Source organism: Acinetobacter sp. ASP199 (assembly GCF_022700675.1).
Taxonomy (GTDB): Bacteria; Pseudomonadota; Gammaproteobacteria; order Pseudomonadales; family Moraxellaceae; genus Acinetobacter.
The window spans coordinates 1983426-2005290 of sequence record NZ_CP062182.1 but is presented as its reverse complement, the minus strand read 5'-3'; the positions used below and the strand labels follow the sequence as shown (position 1 = coordinate 2005290).

The 21865-nt window shown below is 40.5% G+C and carries 22 protein-coding genes; 14 read left to right on the top strand and 8 right to left on the bottom strand.

The annotated features are described in order from the left end of the window. The first annotated feature begins 68 nt into the window (after window positions 1-68). From IHE35_RS09470 to IHE35_RS09430, 9 genes are all read left to right on the top strand, one after another. Window positions 69-1001: a LysR family transcriptional regulator gene (locus IHE35_RS09470; protein ID WP_242787163.1), complete on the top strand. Its 933-nt coding sequence runs from the start codon at window positions 69-71 to the stop codon at window positions 999-1001. Window positions 1002-1099: 98 nt separating this feature from the next. After that, the gene (gene tcuA, locus IHE35_RS09465) at window positions 1100-2494 is read left to right on the top strand and encodes an FAD-dependent tricarballylate dehydrogenase TcuA (RefSeq protein ID WP_242787162.1); all 1395 of its coding nucleotides are present in this window, start codon (window positions 1100-1102) and stop codon (window positions 2492-2494) included. A 2-nt stretch (window positions 2495-2496) separates the two neighbouring features. Beyond that, the gene (tcuB, locus tag IHE35_RS09460; RefSeq protein WP_242787161.1) at window positions 2497-3642 is read left to right on the top strand and encodes a tricarballylate utilization 4Fe-4S protein TcuB; all 1146 of its coding nucleotides are present in this window, start codon (window positions 2497-2499) and stop codon (window positions 3640-3642) included. A gap of 96 nt (window positions 3643-3738) precedes the next feature. Then, entirely contained in the window at window positions 3739-4731 is a 993-nt protein-coding gene (locus IHE35_RS09455; RefSeq protein ID WP_242787160.1) for a tripartite tricarboxylate transporter substrate binding protein, read from the top strand. A gap of 54 nt (window positions 4732-4785) precedes the next feature. Next, complete coding sequence (locus IHE35_RS09450; RefSeq protein WP_242787159.1) at window positions 4786-5232, top strand: tripartite tricarboxylate transporter TctB family protein; 447 nt, start codon at window positions 4786-4788, stop codon at window positions 5230-5232. Window positions 5233-5243: 11 nt separating this feature from the next. After that, window positions 5244-6743 (top strand): tripartite tricarboxylate transporter permease, encoded by a 1500-nt coding sequence (locus tag IHE35_RS09445; protein WP_242787158.1) that lies wholly within the window; start codon window positions 5244-5246, stop codon window positions 6741-6743. Window positions 6744-6797: 54 nt separating this feature from the next. After that, window positions 6798-7832: an AbrB family transcriptional regulator gene (locus tag IHE35_RS09440; RefSeq protein ID WP_242787157.1), complete on the top strand. Its 1035-nt coding sequence runs from the start codon at window positions 6798-6800 to the stop codon at window positions 7830-7832. 31 nt (window positions 7833-7863) lie between these two features. Beyond that, window positions 7864-8805: a DUF4116 domain-containing protein gene (locus tag IHE35_RS09435; protein ID WP_242787156.1), complete on the top strand. Its 942-nt coding sequence runs from the start codon at window positions 7864-7866 to the stop codon at window positions 8803-8805. 46 nt (window positions 8806-8851) lie between these two features. Continuing rightward, entirely contained in the window at window positions 8852-10066 is a 1215-nt protein-coding gene (locus IHE35_RS09430) for a DcaP family trimeric outer membrane transporter (RefSeq protein ID WP_242787155.1), read from the top strand. Window positions 10067-10163: 97 nt separating this feature from the next. On the opposite strand, the gene IHE35_RS09425 is transcribed toward IHE35_RS09430, so the two are convergent. The 3 genes from IHE35_RS09425 to IHE35_RS09415 form a co-directional block, all read right to left on the bottom strand. Then, window positions 10164-10376 (bottom strand): hypothetical protein, encoded by a 213-nt coding sequence (locus tag IHE35_RS09425; protein WP_242787154.1) that lies wholly within the window; start codon window positions 10374-10376, stop codon window positions 10164-10166. A 19-nt stretch (window positions 10377-10395) separates the two neighbouring features. Continuing rightward, the gene (locus tag IHE35_RS09420) at window positions 10396-10647 is read right to left on the bottom strand and encodes a hypothetical protein (RefSeq protein WP_242787153.1); all 252 of its coding nucleotides are present in this window, start codon (window positions 10645-10647) and stop codon (window positions 10396-10398) included. 112 nt (window positions 10648-10759) lie between these two features. Then, entirely contained in the window at window positions 10760-10969 is a 210-nt protein-coding gene (locus IHE35_RS09415; protein ID WP_242787152.1) for a cold-shock protein, read from the bottom strand. Between the two features lie 673 nt (window positions 10970-11642). Here IHE35_RS09415 and katE point away from each other — a divergent pair. Next, window positions 11643-13763, top strand: coding sequence for a catalase HPII (katE, locus tag IHE35_RS09410; RefSeq protein WP_242787151.1), 2121 nt, complete (start codon window positions 11643-11645; stop codon window positions 13761-13763). Window positions 13764-13877: 114 nt separating this feature from the next. On the opposite strand, the gene IHE35_RS09405 is transcribed toward katE, so the two are convergent. Beyond that, complete coding sequence (locus tag IHE35_RS09405; RefSeq protein WP_242787150.1) at window positions 13878-14423, bottom strand: serine O-acetyltransferase; 546 nt, start codon at window positions 14421-14423, stop codon at window positions 13878-13880. Window positions 14424-14944: 521 nt separating this feature from the next. Between IHE35_RS09405 and IHE35_RS09400 the strand changes: the two genes are divergently transcribed. Beyond that, entirely contained in the window at window positions 14945-15169 is a 225-nt protein-coding gene (locus IHE35_RS09400) for a hypothetical protein (RefSeq protein WP_242787149.1), read from the top strand. 466 nt (window positions 15170-15635) lie between these two features. Here IHE35_RS09400 and IHE35_RS09395 read toward each other — a convergent pair whose 3' ends face one another. The 3 genes from IHE35_RS09395 to IHE35_RS09385 all read right to left on the bottom strand — a co-directional run bounded on the left by IHE35_RS09395 (window position 15636) and on the right by IHE35_RS09385 (window position 17660). Beyond that, window positions 15636-15986 carry a hypothetical protein gene (locus tag IHE35_RS09395; RefSeq protein WP_242787148.1) on the bottom strand — a complete coding sequence of 117 codons (351 nt, stop codon included), beginning with the start codon at window positions 15984-15986 and terminating at the stop codon, window positions 15636-15638. Between the two features lie 198 nt (window positions 15987-16184). Further along, a complete protein-coding gene (locus tag IHE35_RS09390; RefSeq protein ID WP_242787147.1) occupies window positions 16185-16862 on the bottom strand; it encodes a hypothetical protein in 678 nt (225 codons plus the stop codon). A gap of 99 nt (window positions 16863-16961) precedes the next feature. Further along, window positions 16962-17660, bottom strand: coding sequence for a 3'-5' exonuclease (locus tag IHE35_RS09385; RefSeq protein WP_242787146.1), 699 nt, complete (start codon window positions 17658-17660; stop codon window positions 16962-16964). Between the two features lie 707 nt (window positions 17661-18367). Between IHE35_RS09385 and glyA the strand changes: the two genes are divergently transcribed. Beyond that, window positions 18368-19624, top strand: coding sequence for a serine hydroxymethyltransferase (glyA, locus tag IHE35_RS09380; RefSeq protein WP_242787145.1), 1257 nt, complete (start codon window positions 18368-18370; stop codon window positions 19622-19624). Between the two features lie 187 nt (window positions 19625-19811). Here the strand turns inward: glyA and IHE35_RS09375 are convergent, their stop codons facing one another. Then, window positions 19812-20315, bottom strand: a complete 504-nt coding sequence (locus IHE35_RS09375; protein ID WP_242787144.1) for a hypothetical protein — start codon at window positions 20313-20315, stop codon at window positions 19812-19814. Window positions 20316-20437: 122 nt separating this feature from the next. Here IHE35_RS09375 and rnk point away from each other — a divergent pair, with 122 nt between their 5' ends. Both rnk and IHE35_RS09365 read left to right on the top strand, forming a co-directional pair. Then, window positions 20438-20836 carry a nucleoside diphosphate kinase regulator gene (rnk, locus tag IHE35_RS09370; RefSeq protein WP_242787143.1) on the top strand — a complete coding sequence of 133 codons (399 nt, stop codon included), beginning with the start codon at window positions 20438-20440 and terminating at the stop codon, window positions 20834-20836. Between the two features lie 228 nt (window positions 20837-21064). Beyond that, a complete protein-coding gene (locus IHE35_RS09365) occupies window positions 21065-21856 on the top strand; it encodes a tellurium resistance protein (RefSeq protein ID WP_242787142.1) in 792 nt (263 codons plus the stop codon). Window positions 21857-21865 lie beyond the last annotated feature (9 nt).

The window sequence follows — 21865 nt, the reverse complement described above, 5'->3', positions numbered from 1 at the left end:
TGATTATCATTATATCGTATATTATTTAAATCTAACGTACTGTTATTAAAACGTATCAAGGGAAATGAGTGGAATTAAAACAGTTTAAATACTTTGTCTCGATCGTTGAATCTGGGAGTCTGGGCAAAGCTGCAAATAAATTAGATGTAGGAACATCTGCGCTCAGCCAACAAATCACAAAATTAGAAGATGAACTCTGCACAAGACTGTTGCAAAGAACATCTTTAGGGGTCACACCAACGCCAGCAGGACTCGCATTTTATAAACAGGCACAATTGGTACTTCGACATTCACAATATGCGGTTGAAGCCGCGCATTCATCTCGTTTAACCGGTCATGTCAGTGTGGGTTTTTCCCCGAGTATTGCATCTGTGCTTGGTATTCCATTTATCAAACTGATGGATGAGCGTTATCCCGATATTAAAGTACATTTGATCGAAAGTTTATCGGGAAATTTGGCCAATTTAATTAATTTACGTCAGCTCGATATCGCGATTATTTTTACTAATGATGTGGCGGAGCAGTGGGCCATTCAACCCTTACTGAAAGAACAGATGTATTTAATGCTAAACCCTGAGTTGTTAAAGCAACATGGCATGGGGACGTGTTTACAGAGTCAAATGATTGACTATGAGCAGGTACAAAAATTGCCTTTGGTCTTGCCGAGTCCACGACATGGTCTGAGAAAGTTTTTGGCACAAAAAATTGATTTATCCAATGTGGTCTATGAAGTCGATGGCTTACATCTGCTCATGAACTGTGTCAGTCATGGCAATGTGGCCACTATTCAGCCGGGCAGTGCCTATTTTCAGCATTTACGTGAGCATTTATGCTTATTAAAAATCATCAATCCCGATCTCGAACGGGTAAATTATTTGGTCAGTTTGGCAGAAGATGAGCTGTCACCGGCCAGTCTAGCGGTTAAAGTGGCCATTAAATCCTGTATTAAGCAATTGATTCGTGAGGATTTATGGCCTAGTGCAGAGTTGTTAGACTTTTAGCCTATTTAATTTTACTAAATACCTATTTAACCCTAGCCCGTTACCTGGATTTCCCTTTTCGAATTACATTGTCGCAAATTCGAAAGGGAAGACATCGAATGCATGATGTAATTGTGATTGGTGGTGGGAATGCTGCCTTATGTGCTGCGTTAACAGCGAGAGAGGCTGGCGCATCGGTATTGCTTTTGGAAGCAGCGCCTAAAGAATGGCGAGGCGGAAACTCCCAGCACACACGTAACCTAAGATGTATGCATAACGAGCCTCAAGATGTTCTTGTAGATGCATATCCTGAAGAAGAATATTGGCAAGATCTACTGAAAGTGACCGCAGGGAAAACCAATGAACACCTTGCGCGCTTAGTCATTCGTTCAACTGCAACCTGTCGTGACTGGATGCGTAAACATGGGGTGAATTTCCAGCCACCACTTTCGGGTGCATTGCATGTTGCGCGAACCAATGCCTTCTTTATGGGTGGTGGTAAGGCGTTAGTGAATGCGTATTTCCGCAGTGCACAAGATATGGGTGTTGAAATTCGTTACAACACCAAAATCATTGATTTAGAAATTGAAAATGGTGTCTTTAAAGCGGCGATTGCTGAAGATGGTACGCGCTTTGAAGGAGCATCTTGTGTCTTGGCCGCAGGTGGTTTTGAGTCAAATCGCGAATGGTTGAAAGAAGCATGGGGTCAAAACGAAAATGGTGAATGGCCTGCCGACAACTTCATTATTCGAGGTACGCGCTTTAACCAAGGTAATCTGCTGAAATTTATGATTGACCAAGGTGCAGATATTATCGGCGATCCATCACAATCACACTGCGTAGCAGTAGATGCGCGTGCGCCATTGTATGACGGTGGCATCTGTACCCGTATTGACTGCGTGTCTTTGGGTATTGTGGTGAATAAAAATGCACAGCGTTTCTATGATGAGGGCGAGGACTTCTGGCCGAAACGCTATGCCATTTGGGGTCGCCTCGTTGCGAAACAACCAAATCAAATTGCTTACTCGATTATTGACTCTAAATCTGTGGGTCGCTTCATGCCACCTGTGTTTGAAGGCACAAAGGCAGACACCATTGAAGAGCTGGCAGAGAAGCTGAATCTGGATGTTGCGACCTTAAGCAAAACGGTACAGGAATATAACCAAGCCTGTGTCAACGGTGAGTTTAATCATACGGTTTTAGATAACTGTCACACAGAAAATCTAACGCCTGCGAAAACCCATTGGGCGGTGCCATTAAATCAACCGCCGTTCTTTGCGTATGCATTACGACCTGGGATTACCTTTACCTATTTAGGTCTGAAAGTTGAAGATGATGCAGCAGTACGCTTTAACGACAAAGCAAGTCCAAACTTATATGTGGCTGGAGAAATGATGGCCGGTAACGTTTTAGGACAGGGTTATACCGCAGGCGTGGGTATGTCGATCGGGACAACGTTTGGTCGAATTGCAGGTCGCAACGCGGCTAAAGCTGCATTCAAACAGGGAGTTTAAAAATGAATGCAAATGTAAAAAATATCATTCCTGTTGTGCAGCTGACCGACAATGAAGAACAAGTCAAACAAGCCTTACAAATTTGTAATGCTTGTCGCTACTGTGAAACGTTTTGTGCTGTCTTCCCAGCCATGACCAAACGTTTGGAATTTACCCAAGCGGACATTCACTATATGGCAAACCTTTGTCATAACTGTGGTGCATGTCTACATGCTTGCCAATATGCACCGCCACACGAATTTGGCGTGAATATTCCACAAGCGATGGCGCAAGTGCGTTTAGAAACCTACCAAGAGTTCGCTGTACCTGCTGCATTTGGTTCAATTTATAAGAAAACTGGCATTCCATTGGTTTCTGCAATGTCCGTATTGTTCTTCTTATTGATGTTGGCGGGCGTGTGGATGAATGGCACAGATCTGTTTGGTCAATACCAAGGCAATTTCTATGCAATCTTCCCGCATAACTTCTTGGCAGTATTGTTCGGCTCAGTCTTTATAGTCGCATTCATTCTACTCGGTTTAGGGATTGCGAAATTCTGGAAGCAAACCTCGAAAATTATTCCTGAAGGCGTGGCACAGCCCGATATTTTACAGGCCTCTAAAAACGTCCTGACTTTAAAATATTTAGATGGGGGACATGGTAAAGGCTGTAATGAAGAAGATGACCGATATACGCAAATTCGTCGTGTCTTCCATCATTTCACCATGTATGGCTTCTTACTTTGCTTCGCTGCGACGAGTGTTGCGACACTTTATCACTACTTCTTAGGTTTACAGGCACCGTATGCCTATACCAGTTTGCCAGTCATTCTAGGCACCTTGGGTGGTATTGGTCTGATTGTTGGTCCTGCCGGTTTGTTGTATCTGAATATTAAACGTCATCCACTGCATGGTGATGTCAAACAAAAACCAATGGATCGTGGCTTTATCTTTTTACTTCTCTTAATCAGTGTAACCGGTCTATTGCTACTGGCGTTCCGTGATACGTCTGCGATGGCACTGCTTCTGATTATTCACCTTGCAACCGTAATGACATTCTTCTTGACGATTCCATTTGGCAAGTTCGCACATGGTTTCTACCGTAGTGCTGCCTTGTTGAAGTTTGCGGTTGAAGAACGTATTGCCAAGCATCGAGCTAAAGCAAAGTAAACACCCAAACCAACCGATGACCTTTTTGGTCTAGGTCGGTCTTAGGTAAACATGGACATACATCAACAAATAATTCAGCAATAAGGATAGTTTGCTATGAAAAAATTGAAATGGTTAGTACTAGCATGTGCCAGCGTGACACTGGTGGGTTGTGGTACAGGAAATGCATCAAAAGAACCAGGTCAGCCAAAACGTGCAGAATGTATTGCACCTGCTAAGCCAGGTGGTGGTTTTGACATGACCTGTAAATTGTTGCAATCAGGCTTTAAAGAAACTGCGGTCATGACGGATCCAATGCGTGTGACCTACATGCCAGGTGGAGTGGGTGCAGTGGCTTATAACAAGATTGTGAACAATGATCCTGCCAACAACAATGCTGTGATTGCCTTTTCAACAGGGTCATTGTTGAACTTAGCACAAGGTAAATTTGGTAATTTCACTGAAAAAGATGTGAAGTGGTTGTCGGGTATTGCTGTTGACTATGGCTTGGTTGCAGTACATAAAGATTCGCCGCTGAAGACCTTAGATGACCTGATGAAAGCACTACGTGAAAATCCTAAGAAATTGAGCTTTGGTGGTGCAGGCAGTGTCGGTGGTCAAGACTGGATGCAAACCGCAATTTTAGCTAAAAAAGCAGGCATTAATCCTGCCGATATGAGTTACGTGGCCCTAGAGGGTGGTGGTGAAGTTTTGACTTCACTGTTAGGCCAGCATATTCAAGTCGGTGTAGGTAATGTCAGTGAAGTAGGTTCACACTTACAAGCAGGTTCAATTCGCGTATTGGCAGTTTTCTCTAAAGATCGTTTAGAAGGGAAATTTGCAAACTTACCAACAGCGATTGAACAAGGTTATGACCTTGAATGGCCTGTGATCCGTGGTTTCTACATGGGACCTAAAGTAAGTGATGAGGCGTATGGCTGGTGGAAAAATGCCTTTGATAAAATGATGGCAGATCAGAAGTTTGATGCGGTACGTGAAAATCAAGATCTATTACCATTCGAAATGACAGGCAAAGAAATTCAAGCCTATGTCTACAAGCAAACGAATGAAATGCGTCAATTATCGGAAGAATACAAATTATCAAAATAACAAACAGACTGAGTTAGGACCCAGGTTCTAACTCAGTATTTGTTTAGAGGGAAGATGATGAAATCTGAACGCATTCTTACAGCCATCATTGCAGTTATTGGATTGGGGTTATTAATCTACGCTTGGAACTTTGAAGCACCGATTTCTTATGACCCTGTTGGGCCAAAAGCCTTTCCAATCTTGTTAATGGGGTTAATCACCTTTAGTGCTGTGTATTTAACGGTTCGTCCGGCCATTATGTTTGAACCTGTTGAACTCGGTTGGACCAAGCATTTGCTCGGTAAATTGGTGATGTGTGCTTTAGCACTTACCATCTACGCGGTCATCTTTGAGTTCTTCGGCTTTGTGATTGCCACACTGTTGGTGACCATAGCATTGGGCAAACTTTTTGGTGGGAAAACAATTCCAACGGTGATCACAGGTGTGGTACTGAGTTTCAGTACGTATTACCTGTTTGATCGCGTACTGGATGTTCCATTACCACTTGGATTCTTCGGTTAAGGATAACACCCATGGATGTATTAAATTTTCTCATGATGGGTTTTGAGGTTGCCTTACAACCTCAAAATTTATTGATTGCTTTTATTGGTGCGTTTATTGGAACTGTAGTCGGTCTATTGCCTGGCTTAGGTCCAATTAATGGCGTGGCGATCCTTTTACCGTTTGCGTATGCCTTAGGTTTACCTGTAGATAGCGCGCTGATTTTATTGGCAGCGGTGTATTTGGGCTGTGAATACGGTGGCCGTATTTCTGCAATTTTGCTGAATGTTCCTGGTGATGCCGGTGCGATTATGACCACCTTGGATGGTTATCCATTGTCACAACAAGGTAAAGCAGGTATTGCATTATCACTGTCCTCCGTCAGTTCCTTTATTGGAAGTACCATTGCATTTATCGGGATCGTATTATTTGCACCAATTTTGGCGAAGTGGGCGGTTTCTTTTGGTCCTGCAGAATATTTCGCCTTGATGGTCTTTGCGATTGTCTGTCTGACAGGTCTAGTGAGTACGCAACCGTTTAAAACCTTAATTATGGCATTGATGGGTCTTGCACTCTCAACCGTAGGTATGGATGCGATCACAGGGGTTTATCGTTTTACCTTTGATAGCGTCGGTTTAAGTGATGGTATTGCTTTCACAACTGTGGTGATTGGTCTATTCAGTATCAGTGAAATTCTACTGTTACTTGAGCGTACCACTTTAGGTAAAGTTGTTTTAGAACAAGGTAAACGTTCTTTATTTAACTTTAAAGAATTCATGAGTACGATTGGTACCATGATCCGTGGTTCACTCCTTGGCTTCTTCTCAGGGATTTTGCCAGGTGCAGGTGCGAGTGTTGCCAGTGCAATGGCGTATACCACTGAACGTAAAATGGCAAAAGACGGCACTAAGTTTGGTAAAGGTGACTTACGTGGTCTGGCAGCACCAGAAAGTGCCAACAACGCAGCGGCTTGTGGTTCATTCGTTCCAATGTTGACGCTTGGTGTTCCAGGTTCGGGTACAACAGCAGTCATGATGGGTGCCTTGACGATGTATAATATCACCCCAGGTCCTCAATTATTTGCTGAACAACCGACACTGGTATGGGCACTGATTGCATCGCTAATGATTGGTAACATCATTCTCTTGGTGTTGAACTTACCCTTGGTTGGCTTCTTTGCACGCTTGTTAAGTATTCCGAGCTATATCCTGATTCCAATTATTGCAACAGTAAGTTTCGTGGGTGTTTATGCGATCCATAGCACGATCTTTGACTTATTACTGTGCATGGGCTTAGGTATTATTGGTTACATCTTACGTAAGTTTGATTTCCCACTTGCACCACTGATTCTCGGTTTTGTATTGGGCGAGCTTATGGAATCGAATTTGCGCCGTGCATTGTCGATTTCTCAAGGTGAACTTAGCATCTTGTGGAGCAGTGGTATCAGCATGGGTCTTTGGACAATGTCAGCACTTCTGTTAATCCTTCCATTTGTACGTAAGTACTTATTTATCAAAAAAAATCGAGCTTAACTTAACTTGACAACAATAATGATCAGCCTGTGCTGATCATTATTGATTAGGACTATGAAAACGATAATATTAAATGCCAAAGGATTGGCTATTGCTCTGATTGGGGCAGTTCTCGCGAATTATCTGCATATTCCTTTGCCATGGCTGCTTGGGCCATTGCTGGCTGCATTATTCATGGGAAGTATCGGAAAGCCATTGTCCTGCCATCCTCACTGGCGCAAAGGAGGGCAGATCATTATTGGCATGGCACTCGGTTTATATTTTACCCCAGCCTTGGTACAAGCAATTTCTGCGTATTGGGGTTTTATTCTGCTCGGTATTCTGTGGTCGCTAGTACTTGGTACCATGCTGGCAGTGTTGCAATATCGGATCAATGCACTGGACTGGGCTACCGCATGGTTTTCTTCCGCGATTGGTAGTGCCAGTGAAATGGTCAATATTGCCGAGCAATACAATGCCCAAGTCGATAAAGTAGTGGCTGCACACAGTCTGCGGATTGTGATTCTGGTAGTGCTTATACCGATTTTTATGGGACTGTATTTTCAGGTTGAATGGTCTGATCTGATCGTGCTGGATACTGAACGTTATGGATTAGTTCAGGTTCTGCTACTTTTCTTACTGGCTGTATTTGCCGGCATAATCTTTCAATATTTCAATCTACTTAATGCCTGGATTTTAGGTCCACTAACGATCATTGGTCTTTTTTCATTTTTTGGCATTTTACAATTTCGCTTTCCAGAATGGTTTATTGCCTTGGGTCAACTTTTTATTGGCTGGTCATTAGGCAGTAAGTTTCCATTCAGTTTCTTAAAAAACAGTAAAAAATTTATCGGGCTGACTGTTCTATTCAACTTATTGGCATTGGTATTGTCCATTATTTTTGCCTTGTTGTTGATTCGCTTTAGCCATGCCGATGCCCAGATTCTGATTCTAGGGCTATCTCCTGGTGGAATTGCGGAAATGTCCTTAATGGCAAAAGCCTTGGGACTAGCTGTGCCGATTGTGGTGGCATTTCAACTCTCTCGACTCATTTTTGTCATTCTCACCACCCGTTATTTTTATCGTTTAAGTCGAAGATTATTTTTTTAGATATTGCTTGGATTAAATCAGTGGAGCACGCATGAATAGCAGTGTTTATGAAAGAATTTCTTATGCAGATAGTCTGTATAGAGTACAAAAAGATGGCTTATTTTTAAAATTTATTTCAAGTCAAAATGAAGAGATATGTTTTGAAGCCATTAAAAATAATCCGAGAGCATTAAAATACGTACAGTATCAAAATGAAGAGATGTGTCTTCATGCGGTTTCGAATTGTGGTGACTTACTTAAATATGTGCATGAGCGGACTGAATTAATCTGTCTAGAAGCCTTAAAAAATGAAGGCTTAGCCATTCGATATATTGATACACCCAGCTTAGAGATGTGCATGACTGCGGTGCAACAAAATGGTTTTGCACTGAAATATATACGTCAGCAAACTGAAAAAATGTGTCAACTGGCGGTGAAAAATAACCCATATGCGATTCGTTATGTGCAAAATAAAACAGAAGAAATCTGTCTTATCGCTGTGAAAAATGATGGCAAGACCTTGCAATATATTCATCAACAAACAGAACAGATCTGTGAGATTGCGATTCAATCCAATGCTGAAGCAATACGCTATGTCCATCAGCCGAATCCAAATATGCTCAAATCAGCAATTAAAAAACGTCCCTATAGCATTCAATTTATAGGCGAAGAGCATGAAGACTTATGGAAATATGCCATCAATAAAAATACAGCCGTCATTAAATATTTAAAAAATTACAATGAAAAAATTATGGCGTATGCCATTCAGAAAAATCCAACCTCGATTAAATATATTCAAGAGCCTTCTGAATATTTATGCAAACTCGCAATCTCTTTGGATTATGAATCCATAGCCGTCTTTAAGAATCCAAAAGAAAGTATCTGTTTATTTGCGCTGTCTAAATCAAAAGATGCGATTCATTTTATCAAGAAAAAATATTTGACCGAGAGTCTTAAAAATAAGCTTCTCGGGATGTATGGAGGTGTGATTTAAAAAAACATTCAAAGTTCAATACGGATATCATTTACAAAGGACAGACATGAAAATCAAACATCTTAGTTATACAATTTTATTTGCAAGTTTATATGCGACGGGCACACATGCTGAACAAGCGACACAAGCTGAACTACAGCAACTTAAATCAGAAGTTGCGGAGTTAAGAGCCATTTTAAATCAAGCTCAACCCGTGAAACAAAATGTACAAGCACCAGTAGATCCAAAGTCAACACCATTTAGCAATTGGCAATCGAAATCAGGCGCATCGGTAAACTTATACGGATTTATTCGTGGGGATATGGCCTATCAATTTGAAGGTGGGAAAAATATTTTTAACAGTCCTCACACGGTTGCTTTAGAAGGATCAGCCGATAAGCATTTAACTGAAGATCGTTTCGATACGACTTTAACCACGACCCGTATTGGTCTAGATTTCAGTACCCCTGTAGATGATGAAACTTTAAAAGGGAAAATTGAAATTGATTTTAGGGGCGGAGACAAAAAGGACACGGTTCGTTTGCGTCATGTTTATATGACGTATGGCGATTGGCTTGTCGGTCAAACCACGTCAACTTTCTTGTCAACAGAAACAGCACCAGAAATGCTCGATTTTAATACAGCATTGGGTGGCGGTACGACACGTAATCCAATGGTACGTTACTCAGGTCAGTTGAGTGAGGGCAATCAGTATTTCGTCAGCTTAGAAAAAGGTAATGATGAAAACCGTTTACCTTTATTGGCAACCAAACTTAAGCATGATTTATCCAATGGTCAAGGCTATGTGACTGCACGTGGATTAGTACAAGAAGTTCGTGTGCGTGATCTTGATGACAAAACTGAATTAGGTTGGGGCGCTGCACTTGGACTTCGCTATAAACTCGCTGAGCCATTGACCTTGAATGCCAATTATTCACATGTTTCAGGCGACAATAAAATTTTATTGGCAAGTTCTGATAATAGTCGTTATTTGACCGATCAAGCGGAGATTGAGCTCATTGATTTTGACGCATTCCAAATCGGGATGACTTACAAAATCAATCCAAAACTCAGAAGTACTGTGGGTTATGGAACGCTGGTCTATGATGACAACAACGATAAAGCCAATAAAAAGTTGCAACAGGGCTGGGTGAATATGATGTATAACCCAGTGAAACCAATCACTTTGGGTGTTGAATATGTTCAGGGTGAACGCAAAACCATGAATGATCAAAAGGGTGATGACAGTCGTTTAGAAATGATGGTTCGTTATAACTTCTAAGTCAAAATAACCATTTTTCAAGTCGAAGCGAGCGGGGGAGATTTCATTCGCTTTGACACTTTCTTTCACATGATTTATAAATTCAACCTGCTCATCTCTATTCAATCAGTTTAGAGATTCGGTAAATCTTCCCATTGATTTGACTTTGAAAGCACATGTCAAAGTTAGGACGAATAAGTTCACCATCGACATCAATATACTGTATATATGCCAGTGGTGAATGGCTGATGGAAGGAGGGTTCTGTAGTGTTGCTTGAATATGATAAGCAACTCCATACTGATCCTGAACACTGATATTTTTTTGAATCATCGTATAAATCCTTAAATAATCATTTTTCTATATAGACTGGATGTTGGTTGATACGCTGACTTAATTTGAACAATTGATGACATGTGTCATAAAAACTTCGACCATCTAAATTTAAATCCACGATAGTGCCTGATTGAAGTAAAACTCTTTTACCGACTTCAATATTTTTAAAACCTTGACGTGTATTTTGCTGTTTATTTAAAGGAATAAGAGAAACCAGGATTTCAGTGCCATTGGCTGCTTTAGCAATTAAATTATTAAATTGATTCATTGTATTACCTATTATTTTAATGTTTCTTCTATTTTTGAAAATAGAATAAAACCAGGGATTTAAAAAAGGAGAGGCAGCCTGATTGCAGGCTCCCTCTGATGAATGTTGTCGATTAAAGAGCGACAATATTCACAGCATTCGGGCCTTTTTGACCTTCAACGATGCTGAAAGAAACCTGTTGGCCTTCAATTAAAGTTTTGAAACCTGAACCGCTAATTTCACGGAAATGAGCAAAAACATCTGGGCCTGATTCTTGTTGAATAAAGCCAAAACCTTTAGTTTCGTTGAACCATTTTACTGTGCCAGTAACTGTATTAGACATAAAATAACCTTTTGAATTTTAATATTTTTCAAATTTAAAACGAAAATATGATGAAAATAGGAAAGAATTGAAATGATAATCTGAAAAAACGAATGCTTATAAATAATTAAAAACGACGAAACTTAAAGAAAATAGAATAACAATACTTTGTATTTGATAGTCATCATACAGCTTATATCAAAATATTCAATAAAAATTTAAAATATTATATAAATAAATTATAAGAGGTTGCTTATTAATACTCTTATTAAGACAGTTCAACATATAAGAAAGTGAATATCTAAACTGTGATCGCGTAGGTATTAGAAAATTGAACCAGCTATAAGCTTAAAGATTTGAAAACAAAAAGAGCTATCTGCAAAATTCATTCATAAAAGTTGAGGCAAGAATTTTCTTATAAGAACTTTATTACTCTTAAAAGTATTTAAAGCTGCTTCTCAGCATTTCATCCAATACAGACCTTTCCTTAAGCATTAACTGATCTATACACGGTGTCACAAAGCGCTACAAATTCCACCTATGGCCCATAGTATTTTAGTAGGGCGCCTAATAAGTGATATAACTCCTTTGAATGTGAGTGAAAAATCGCCGTTATTTAAATAATAGAAGATAAAAAACAAAAGCTTAAAGCCAAATTTGTTTTTTATCAAAAGGGTAATAATAAGGAAGTCACATGAAAGAGACCAAGAGTGAGCTAGCAGGTACTGATCGTCCGGATTTGAAAAATCATAATGAGAAAAATGCCCAGCTTGATGCGTATCGCCGTGATGCAACCGGGCAGGCTCTGACCACCAACCAAGGGGTGAAAATTTCTGATAACCAGAATAGCCTGAAAGCTGGTACACGTGGTGGGACCTTGCTGGAAGACTTTATATTTCAGGAAAAAATGACCCATTTTGATCATGAGCGTATTCCTGAGCGTATTGTGCATGCCCGTGGTGTTGCGGCACATGGTGTATTTAAGGCTTATCCTAGTAATGAGCGTTTTACCAAGGCTGGATTTCTGACCGATACGGAGCGCGAGACGCCTATGTTTGTGCGCTTTTCTACTGTACAGGGCCCACGAGGTTCAGCAGATACAGTACGTGATATTCGTGGTTTCGCGATGAAATTCTATACTCAGGAAGGGGTATATGACCTGGTGGGAAATAACGCACCAGTATTCTTTATACAGGATGGAATCAAGTTCCCGGATTTCGTGCATGCCATGAAACCTGAACCACATACAGAGATTCCTACTGCACAGACCGCGCATGATACATTCTGGGATTTCGTTTCTCTGGTGCCTGAAACTGCCCATGCGGTGATGTGGGCAATGTCTGACCGTGCTATTCCACGTAACTTACGCTCAATTCAGGGCTTTGGTGTCAATACTTTCCGTATGATTAATGCGGATGGTGAAGCAGTCTTTGTCAAATTTCACTGGACACCAAAACAAGGTCTGACCCAATTGACCTGGGACGAGGCACAAAAACTGGCAGGCCGTGATCCGGATTTTCACCGCCGTGATTTATATGATGCAATTGAGTCAGGCAACTATCCGGAATGGGAACTAGGTGTGCAGATCGTACCTGAAGCCGATGAGCACAAGTTTGATTTTGACTTGCTGGATGCGACCAAACTCATTCCTGAAGAGCTTGTACCAGTTACACCAATAGGTAGCTTTGTACTCAACCGCAATGTTGAGAACTTCTTTGCAGAAACCGAGCAGGTGGCATTCTGTCCGGCACATATTGTTCCAGGGATTGATTTCTCGAATGACCCGCTGCTACAGGCACGTGTGTTCTCCTATACCGATACTCAACTGATTCGTCTGGGTGGGCCGAACTTCCACCAGATTCCAATCAACCAGCCAGTTTGCCCGTTCCACAATAATCAGCGTGATGGTTACCATCAGCGTGCGATCCACCGTGGACAGGCATCTTATGAACCAAATTCGATTGACAATAACTGGCCAACGGAAACTACACCAGCAGCATTGAATGGCGGTTTCGAAAGTTATGCAGAACGTATTGATGGACGTAAGATTCGTGAGCGTAGTCCATCATTCAGTGATCACTTTACTCAGGCACGATTGTATTACCGCAGTCTGACACCATATGAGCAACGTCATGTGGTAAATGCTTATGTTTTTGAGCTGAGCAAGGTGCAACGTTTGTATATTCGTGAACGTGAAGTGCTAGAAATTCTGTGCAATATCGATCTGGATCTGGCTCAGCAGGTAGCAACCAAACTCGGTATCGTCATTCCGCCTGAAAAACTGAATGTGGAATTGCCGCAAGTGACACCATCTAAACGCATTTCTCTAGAGGCTTTCCCGGCACCAGATATCAAGGGCAAGAAAATTGCTGTTTTGGTACATGACAAGGTGAATCAGTCGAATGTGGATGCAGTATTGGCTTGGGCAAAAGAGGAAAGTGCCATTGCTGAGGTACTCGCTCCGACACCTGCACCTGTATTAAGCAGTAATGGTGCAGAAGTAATGGCAGATGGTATGCAGCGAGGTGAGCCATCAGTGCTTTATGATGCCGTTGTCATGGTGGATGGTGATAACTATGATCTGGTTCTGAAAGATGGTGCAGCGAAGCATTACATTATTGAAGCTTATGTGCACTTAAAACCAATTGTACTCTTGGGTGAAAAAGCTGACCTGATCAATACTTTAGGCCTGGTTGCTGATGAAGGTATGCTTTCACATCAAGACTTCAAATCAGTTGCTATGGAATTAAAGCAACTGATGATGAAACACCGTGTTTGGGCGCGTGAGCCAGTATCAGAAATGATTCCGGGTTAAAACATTCAAACCATAAAAACTCCCTCAATAGAGGGAGTTTTTATTTGAGACTTATATTTTGCATTAATCGGATGATATCGACATTTGTCTATTTTTAATTTTAGAAAGACTCGTTTATGTTTCAGCAAGCGGCCAGCGGCGGTTTACCGAATTACCTGCATTGTTGTAATGAATGACTTTGGCATAATTCCCCACAGCGGTAGCATTTTCAGGAATATCTTTGGTGACCACACTACCTGCACCGATCGTGGCATTGTTGCCAATTTTGACATCATCAATAATGCAGACATTCGGTCCAATATAAACATTATCTCCGATATAGGCGGCCTGTTTGCCACCATTGGCACCAATGGTCGTAAATTGCGACAGATTCACATTATTGCCAATGACTGTAGTGGGGTTGACCACCAAAGGTCCACCATGGCCGATATATAATCCATAACCGATTTTTGTGCTGCAATGAATGTCGATGCCGTATTTCTTTTTCTTATAATAAAAAATAGGGTAGGCCAATTTCGCAATAAATGATTGGGCAGAAGCCAGGCGCAACCAGAAGCTGAAATTAAAGCCGCGGTTAAACAGATAATTTTTAATGAGAGATTTTGCTGAAGTATTACCGCAATAGCGATACAGATCACTGAGAATAAGTTGCCAGATCATGACTGAGCATCGAATAGAAGAAACAGCGTATTTTGCGCTGAAATGAATAAATTCGGAAGTCTGCAAGCCTAGCGGATTTAAAAAAAATCACAATGCAAAAATTGTATGAATCTACTTTTAGAAATGTAATCAAGGCTTGCACCGACATTAGGTGTAGCCTATATTAAGCTTACGGTAGGTCAAAAAACCATGCGACGCTACCAATAAGTTGGACGGATCAATGACAGTTAGTTGAGCTCGAACTTTGGTTCAGGCAATAAATCTAGCACTAGCCATCCAACACAGAGCCCGCAGCGATGCGGGCTTTTTAATGCCAGGCTAAATTTTTAATACTGTTTAATTTTATTTGCAGAATACACATAAATATCAGACTATTCAGCTGATTCGGCATTACATCCCATACCAAAAAAATATCTTGCTAAAAAATCTTACATTTTCATTTGGAAGCCTTTTAAATAAGTATGTTATAAGAATTCAGACGACTAAAATTAATAAATCCAATTTAAAGGGAGGGCACCGCAATGACAGAAGACATGATTGATGTGCAAGTAAAAAATCAGTATGGAAAAATCCTTGATGTAAAAGCATTATTGCGTGCTGGTGCCCAGCATAGTGATTCATCCCAACGCTTAGACCAACAAGTCGAATATATCGTGGTGGATGACGAAATTATCCGACCAACGATTGAACTGCTATTTGCTAGTGAACATACCGACTGTATTTACCGTATTTTAAATCCCAAATAGGGACTGATTTTTTAAAGTAGAAATATAAAAGCGATAGCTCATCTAAGGATGAGCTATTTTTTTAAATCATATTTTCAGACGAGCTGATTAAAAATAAATGCCAGCAGATGATAACGGACTAAGGGATGAGGATCGGATACTTCGCGACTATTTATACGGATTTGTTGGAGTACCTGCCCTAGGTCATGTTTCTGTACAAGAACATATTCTTTAGACAGAGGATCGGGTTGAAGCCTGAGCTGACGATTTTGAGACTTTAAATTAAAAGCATTCAGGCATTGATCTATGCTAGGATAAAGCTGAAATAGGGCTAGGGCTTGAGTGTTATGTTGATGAGCATATCGCATAATTTAGATTCTATTCTTAGTTGTTATTATGCACCTAGCTTAACGCGATTTTTAACTAGATGCCTGAATAGGAGATAGTTCAAGCATCTAGTTAATCACTTGTGAATATAAGCTTAAATTTAAAAACTTTTCAGGATGACATTTACATCATAACGACCAAATTCTTCCAGGATCTGCTGAAGCGTTTGTTGTCCCAGTGCATCTGAAGCTGCAATTTGTACTTCCTGGTTGGTCTGGCTGTCAAAGCATTCAATCGTCTGAATCAACCATTGATGTTCATAGGCAGTTTTTTCAATCAGTATGCGACGTGGTTGCAGCGCATCACTGATCTGGCGTGGCAATACATAAGTGATTGCCAACTGAATATGTTCTAGTTCATCGGCAGCACTGATAAAAGTAATAACCCAGTTTCCCACCTTGCTCAGTTGCATGGGATTATCAAAGGCATCAAATTCTAAATAATATTGCATCTACAGAACCAAAACTGATTGAAATAGACTGTATATGGCGGTCTCTTGATGTTTTTTGCTATTCTGCTTAAGTCGGAAACTTTCTATGGCTCAAGGTTGGTAGATTAAAATATTGAATATAATGAATAACATAATATTAAAATTAAGTACTCTTTAAGTAAATAAAACAATCATTTAAGAGTTTAAAAGACTAAATTTTCACTCAGAATTTTGCTGGATTTTTTCATAGCTAAAATTAATTTGCTGCAGCTTCTGATGCAACTCGTGTGGATGAATGCGACTTTCTTGTAATGACGTCAGCCATTGGATCTGACAGAGTTTTAAGCTGGATAAATCCTGTGCCTGTAAAATATTATGGATTTGCTGTTTCGCTAATAATCCGCAATATTTTTGCAGTGTTACTACCATCATCTCTTTAAGGTCTGTAAAAGAAAGTGCTTCAAGGGCAGGTGGATGAATAGTGGTTGATTCATTTAGATTTTTAGAGGGCTCTGGCACAGCTTCAATACTGGATAATTCCTGATGAACTGCAACAGGCTCAATCGTATTGAAAATTTTTTGATTCATTGATGGAGACGGTGTGGAATTTAGCGGGCGATGAATTTCAGTGTGGGCTAAATCAATTTTGTGATCTGCTTGTACATCTGTCTGATTTTCATGGTTAGATGGCGCAACTGCAGTTGGAATAATTAAACCCATTTCACACAATTGATCTAATAATTCAGGACGAGCGAGGTGCTTTCTGAAGCTTTCATTTAATAAGTCAAAATCTTCACTACCAATTAATACCAGTAATTGACGTTGGCGTGCTGTCAGAGTCAATGACCGATCCTGCAGCACATTGATACCACGTTGAGTCTTCTGAAAATGCAGCATACCTTAACCTGTCAGCACTAAAAATTAAGGTTGAGCATAATCTTTGAAAATTACAATAATATGAAGAATATATAAAAAAACTGGGACTGTTCTATGCCATTACAAGTTGACAATCGCCGTATTTTCCAATGCTTTACGTAGATAAGGATCCAGATCTTCCTGACGAAGCAGCCATTGAACATAGTCAGCAGGCAGTTCGGCAATCGCTGTACCACGGTGCTTACCAAAATTGATGGTACGTGGAATACGCGCATCTTCAGAAGCTTCATAAAGTTCTTCAATACTGCTGATTTTCAGGTGATGCACAATATGCATCAGGATATTCGCTGTCAGAATAATATCCATATCTGCACGATGCGCTTTACGGATCATTTCACGGGCACGGTCGCTGCCTCGCGTGATCATATAGATCAGGGCAGAGATATTGTGTGCTTCAGCATCTGGCCATACGCGACGAGCCAAAGCGAGTGTGCAAATAGCTTTAATATTGGATGAATCTACATCGCATTTTTCTAAGGCGCGAATATCATAATCAATATTATGACCAATGATATAAGTAGTTTCTTGCGGAAGTTCAAAGCTGCTGTAATGTGGCTGTCCTTCCAGATCTGATTCCAGAATATGATGCACAGCCATGGCTGCAAAAGAAATCGGCTCATCACAGCGATAGAGCTGGTCAAACAGTCGGCTTTTATCCAGGCTGATTTTATGATCCAGGATATCTACAGGCGCATACGCAATTTCAATCGGCTGACCGTTTAGTGTATGGGTTTCAGTGTCGAGAATGATGGCCTGCATGGACGTGTACCAGATAAGAGAAGAAAGACAGTTAATATGAACTATAAAGGACGGAAAAGATTGACTACAAGTCCAAGAATTATAATTTATTATGCAAAAATGAAGATCAAACCATCTTTTTTGATTTTTCTGACAGTTTTAACCCGATTTTTTTTAATACGACAGAGGGATGGTCATATAAATAATAAAAGGGAATAGCTTTAGGTGAAATACTGCTTTGCTGCTTAGTAGGAATAGCAAACACAGATTAAATTTATTCCAAACATTTAAAAAGTGGTGTGAATAAAGAGTTTGGCGATTCTGGAGCATTCAGTACGCTGAGAGAAAAGCTATTGTTAAATGGTATTCGGAGTTCTAAGACTATCTTTAAGAAAAACAATTTATTTTAGGTATTTATCTATAATTTTTTATACAACTGATCGTTTCCTAAACTCAAAAAAAAGGAGCTTAGTCTAGGAAGAAATAAAGCGTAGACAGCATTCATCAACTAAAAAACATACTATGTATATTATAAAGTTAAAGTAACTAAAATGTTCACAAACAATTCAATAATTTGATTTTACTGTATTTGGCGCAATTTTCCGAAGAAATGAATTAAATTTATGGAAAACTGGGTAAAGTTCCTAGTCGAAAATGTCAAAGTTCATGCTACAATACGCGCCAATCTTAGCACGGCTTAAAAGCCCTAATTTAATAGGACCTCGCTAATGTTTGCCAATATCTCTATTGCTGAATTTGATCCAGAAATCGCTCAAGCAATCTCTAACGAAGATGCTCGCCAAGAAGCGCACATCGAGTTGATCGCTTCTGAAAACTATTGCTCTCCAGCAGTAATGGAAGCTCAAGGATCAAAACTCACTAACAAATATGCAGAAGGCTACCCAGGCAAACGCTACTATGGCGGTTGTGAATATGTAGATGTCATTGAACAATTGGCCATTGACCGTGCTAAAGAGCTTTTTGGTGCTGATTACGCTAACGTTCAGCCACATGCTGGTTCTCAGGCAAACTCTGCAGTTTACCTGGCGCTTCTTAACCCAGGCGACACAGTATTGGGTATGAGCCTGGCTCACGGTGGTCACTTGACTCACGGTGCGAAAGTAAGCTTCTCTGGTAAAACTTATAACGCGATTCAATACGGTCTAAACCCGGAAACTGGTGAGATCGATTACGAAGAAGTGGAACGTTTAGCTGTAGAACACAAACCACGTATGATCGTGGCTGGTTTCTCTGCGTACAGCCAAATCGTTGATTGGCAGCGTTTCCGTGAAATCGCGGACAAAGTTGGCGCTTACCTGTTTGTTGATATGGCTCACGTAGCTGGTCTGGTTGCTGCTGGTGTTTACCCAAGCCCAGTTCAAATTGCTGACGTAACAACGACAACGACTCACAAAACACTTCGTGGTCCACGTTCTGGTCTGATCCTTGCGAAAGCAAACGAAGAGATTGAGAAAAAACTTCAATCAGCTGTATTCCCAGGTAACCAAGGTGGTCCTTTAGTTCACGCAGTAGCGGCTAAAGCGATTTGCTTTAAAGAAGCAATGGCGCCTGAATACAAAGCTTACCAACAACAAGTTGTGAAAAACGCGCAAGCAATGGCTGAAGTTCTAATCGAACGCGGTTATGACGTTGTTTCTGGTGGTACGAAAAACCACCTGTTCTTGTTGTCTTTAATCAAACAAGGCGATATCACAGGTAAAGACGCTGATGCTTGGTTAGGTGCTGCTCACATCACTGTGAACAAAAACTCTGTACCAAATGACCCACGTTCTCCATTCGTAACTTCTGGTATCCGTATTGGTACACCAGCAGTAACTACGCGTGGTTTTGGTGAAGCAGAAGTACGTGAACTTGCTGGCTGGATCGCTGACATCCTGGACAGCAAAGGTGACGAAGCTGTGATCGCTGCGGTTAAAGAAAAAGTTGCAGCTGTATGTGCAAAATTCCCTGTATATGCTAAATAATTTTAGCTGAAGCAGAAAAAAGCTCCCGATATGGGAGTTTTTTTTATCCTTGAATTTTCAATTCAATACATGAAATAGCTTAGTAACTTAACCATCAATCGTTATCAGGAAAATCAGGAATTCTGCTTTAACAAATCGTTCTTTAAAGCCGGAATACTGTAGAGTAATCATATTGATCTATGGCTTGCTAATATCGGTAATTAAAAATAAAGCGCTGAACGTCTTCACTGATACTGGTCTCCGTTTCCATATTTGAAAAATGCTTGAGTACATAATCCATTGGAAACATGATCTGTCCATGAAGCTCAATGCCATAATAATATTGCGAACTGGCAAATTCGGTACCTGGCGTTAAAGACATCATTTTGAGTTCTTCAAGACTCAGCCAATGTTCGCTACAGCCCAATTCAGAACTGATAAAATAGCCGACCTGACTGGTGATCAAGAGTACAGTATTCAGTTTTTGAACGGTCTTGTGAAAGTCACTTGCCAAAGTTCCTAAATGTTTCTTAAATGCCTGAAAAAACTGACCAAGACGATGCAAACTTTCTGGAGTATTATCAAAGTTAATCGTCTGTAATGTCTGACTGACATAAAAGGTACGTTCAGAATCCGGATGATGCAGCTGAACACGCAGACCTTGCATGAAATCCGTGATACTGTATGTTGAGGTAGATTGTGCAACCGCCATCTTATTCTTCTTTTTATTTCGTTGTTATAGTTTTAAATATATTGCAAATATTTTTTAAATCAAGAATTTAATTTTAATCTATTTATGAAGATTCATTGAATTGCCCGATCAGGAGAGAGTGCATGCAAAAAACCAAGCTTATTTTGTCGGAACAGGATCTAAACCGTCTGGAGACTATGCTTGAGAATCAACCCAAACTGACTCCAACCATGCAGCAGCTAGAGGATGAGCTGGCACGGGCAGAGGTGGTTAAACCCCAAGATATTCCTGCCAATATAGTTACCATGCATGCACGCGCCTTGGTCACCATTGCTAATCAGACCAAAGAGATTATGCTGGTCTATCCGCATGAATTTAAGGGCGAGCCAGGACAGCTGAATATTGTAGCGCCTGTTGGTGCCGCGATTCTCGGGTTGGCTGAAGGGCAAACGATTGAATGGCCGCAACCGGACGGTGAAATAATGAAAGTCAAAATAGAAAAGGTGTTGTATCAGCCAGAACGTGAAGGGGACTATTTATAAAGTCGTTCTGATCTCTTGCATAATAGAAAAGCCCCATATCAAGGGGTTTTTCTATTTGGTTTTGATGTTTTGTAATTCTATTAAGATAACTCAAGCTTAAATCCAACAATATCTTCAAATTAATATGAAAAATTCTATGACTTAAAGGCATTCCTTTGCAAAATGCTACATGTTATGTTGAAGTAAAACACGTACTATAAAAATCGGTTCAACTGAGTTTAAAGGGTTATGTCACAAATAGATGTTTTGATCCCGATCCAGGATATTGCAGCAGATCCGAGTGAGATTTTAAGCATCAAGCGTAATGAGCTTGTCCCTTTGCTCAGCGATCAGTACAGGTTGAATCACTATGCCGATCAGCTGATTCAGGCCCAGGCAGTCCTTTTAAATGGGGTTGATCCACAACTCACGCAACAGCTCAGTCAGACCATTGAGAAGATTATTCAGGCGCTGGCAGATTCCAGGAAATATCTGAAGCAGCGTAAGTTCAATGCCTTGCAAAAATGGCTGGGAATTGATCTGGATTATGGCTCCAGTCAGGTTGAGTATTATAAAAATCTGGATCGCTTGCTGGATCAGGCCAGTCATCTCAGCCGTAAACTACAGATTGAAATTCAGAAATCCCAGTCACGTTTTCAACAGCTGACCGGGTTACGTGAACAGATGGCCAAATATATTCTGGCTGCAGAAGAATTCCTGCGGGAATATCCGCAGTTTGTAAAAAACCAGCATCCACTGGATAATTTCTCAGAACGTCTATCCAAGAAAATTCATACTTTAAAAACCCTGCAAGCCAGTAATGATATTGCCATTACTCAGATGCAGCTGTCTCAACAGCTTTCCTTTAGCCTGCTGGACCGGTTTAAGGAAGCACAGCAGGTACTGATTCCTGCCTGGCAATATCATGTCAAACAAAGCAACAGTAAACACTCGACAAGTGATCTGGAAAAACTTGATAATAGTCGGGAAAAGCTAATTAAAACGTTAAGAAAATCGCTCGAGAAACCCTCGAAAATATAACAAGATAAG

What these genes read in the sequence shown, in the direction of transcription:
- IHE35_RS09425 (WP_242787154.1), bottom strand. Translation starts at nt 10,376, where the DNA reads ATGATTCAAAAAAATATCAGTGTTCAGGATCAGTATGGAGTTGCTTAT.
- tcuB (WP_242787161.1), top strand. Translation starts at nt 2,497, where the DNA reads ATGAATGCAAATGTAAAAAATATCATTCCTGTTGTGCAGCTGACCGAC.
- IHE35_RS09430 (WP_242787155.1), top strand. Translation starts at nt 8,852, where the DNA reads ATGAAAATCAAACATCTTAGTTATACAATTTTATTTGCAAGTTTATAT.
- IHE35_RS09440 (WP_242787157.1), top strand. Translation starts at nt 6,798, where the DNA reads ATGAAAACGATAATATTAAATGCCAAAGGATTGGCTATTGCTCTGATT.
- IHE35_RS09415 (WP_242787152.1), bottom strand. Translation starts at nt 10,969, where the DNA reads ATGTCTAATACAGTTACTGGCACAGTAAAATGGTTCAACGAAACTAAA.
- IHE35_RS09390 (WP_242787147.1), bottom strand. Translation starts at nt 16,862, where the DNA reads ATGCTGCATTTTCAGAAGACTCAACGTGGTATCAATGTGCTGCAGGAT.
- IHE35_RS09365 (WP_242787142.1), top strand. Translation starts at nt 21,065, where the DNA reads ATGTCACAAATAGATGTTTTGATCCCGATCCAGGATATTGCAGCAGAT.
- rnk (WP_242787143.1), top strand. Translation starts at nt 20,438, where the DNA reads ATGCAAAAAACCAAGCTTATTTTGTCGGAACAGGATCTAAACCGTCTG.
- IHE35_RS09420 (WP_242787153.1), bottom strand. Translation starts at nt 10,647, where the DNA reads ATGAATCAATTTAATAATTTAATTGCTAAAGCAGCCAATGGCACTGAA.
- tcuA (WP_242787162.1), top strand. Translation starts at nt 1,100, where the DNA reads ATGCATGATGTAATTGTGATTGGTGGTGGGAATGCTGCCTTATGTGCT.
- IHE35_RS09385 (WP_242787146.1), bottom strand. Translation starts at nt 17,660, where the DNA reads ATGCAGGCCATCATTCTCGACACTGAAACCCATACACTAAACGGTCAG.
- glyA (WP_242787145.1), top strand. Translation starts at nt 18,368, where the DNA reads ATGTTTGCCAATATCTCTATTGCTGAATTTGATCCAGAAATCGCTCAA.
- IHE35_RS09450 (WP_242787159.1), top strand. Translation starts at nt 4,786, where the DNA reads ATGATGAAATCTGAACGCATTCTTACAGCCATCATTGCAGTTATTGGA.
- IHE35_RS09375 (WP_242787144.1), bottom strand. Translation starts at nt 20,315, where the DNA reads ATGGCGGTTGCACAATCTACCTCAACATACAGTATCACGGATTTCATG.
- IHE35_RS09435 (WP_242787156.1), top strand. Translation starts at nt 7,864, where the DNA reads ATGAATAGCAGTGTTTATGAAAGAATTTCTTATGCAGATAGTCTGTAT.
- IHE35_RS09395 (WP_242787148.1), bottom strand. Translation starts at nt 15,986, where the DNA reads ATGCAATATTATTTAGAATTTGATGCCTTTGATAATCCCATGCAACTG.
- IHE35_RS09405 (WP_242787150.1), bottom strand. Translation starts at nt 14,423, where the DNA reads ATGATCTGGCAACTTATTCTCAGTGATCTGTATCGCTATTGCGGTAAT.
- IHE35_RS09445 (WP_242787158.1), top strand. Translation starts at nt 5,244, where the DNA reads ATGGATGTATTAAATTTTCTCATGATGGGTTTTGAGGTTGCCTTACAA.
- katE (WP_242787151.1), top strand. Translation starts at nt 11,643, where the DNA reads ATGAAAGAGACCAAGAGTGAGCTAGCAGGTACTGATCGTCCGGATTTG.
- IHE35_RS09400 (WP_242787149.1), top strand. Translation starts at nt 14,945, where the DNA reads ATGACAGAAGACATGATTGATGTGCAAGTAAAAAATCAGTATGGAAAA.
- IHE35_RS09455 (WP_242787160.1), top strand. Translation starts at nt 3,739, where the DNA reads ATGAAAAAATTGAAATGGTTAGTACTAGCATGTGCCAGCGTGACACTG.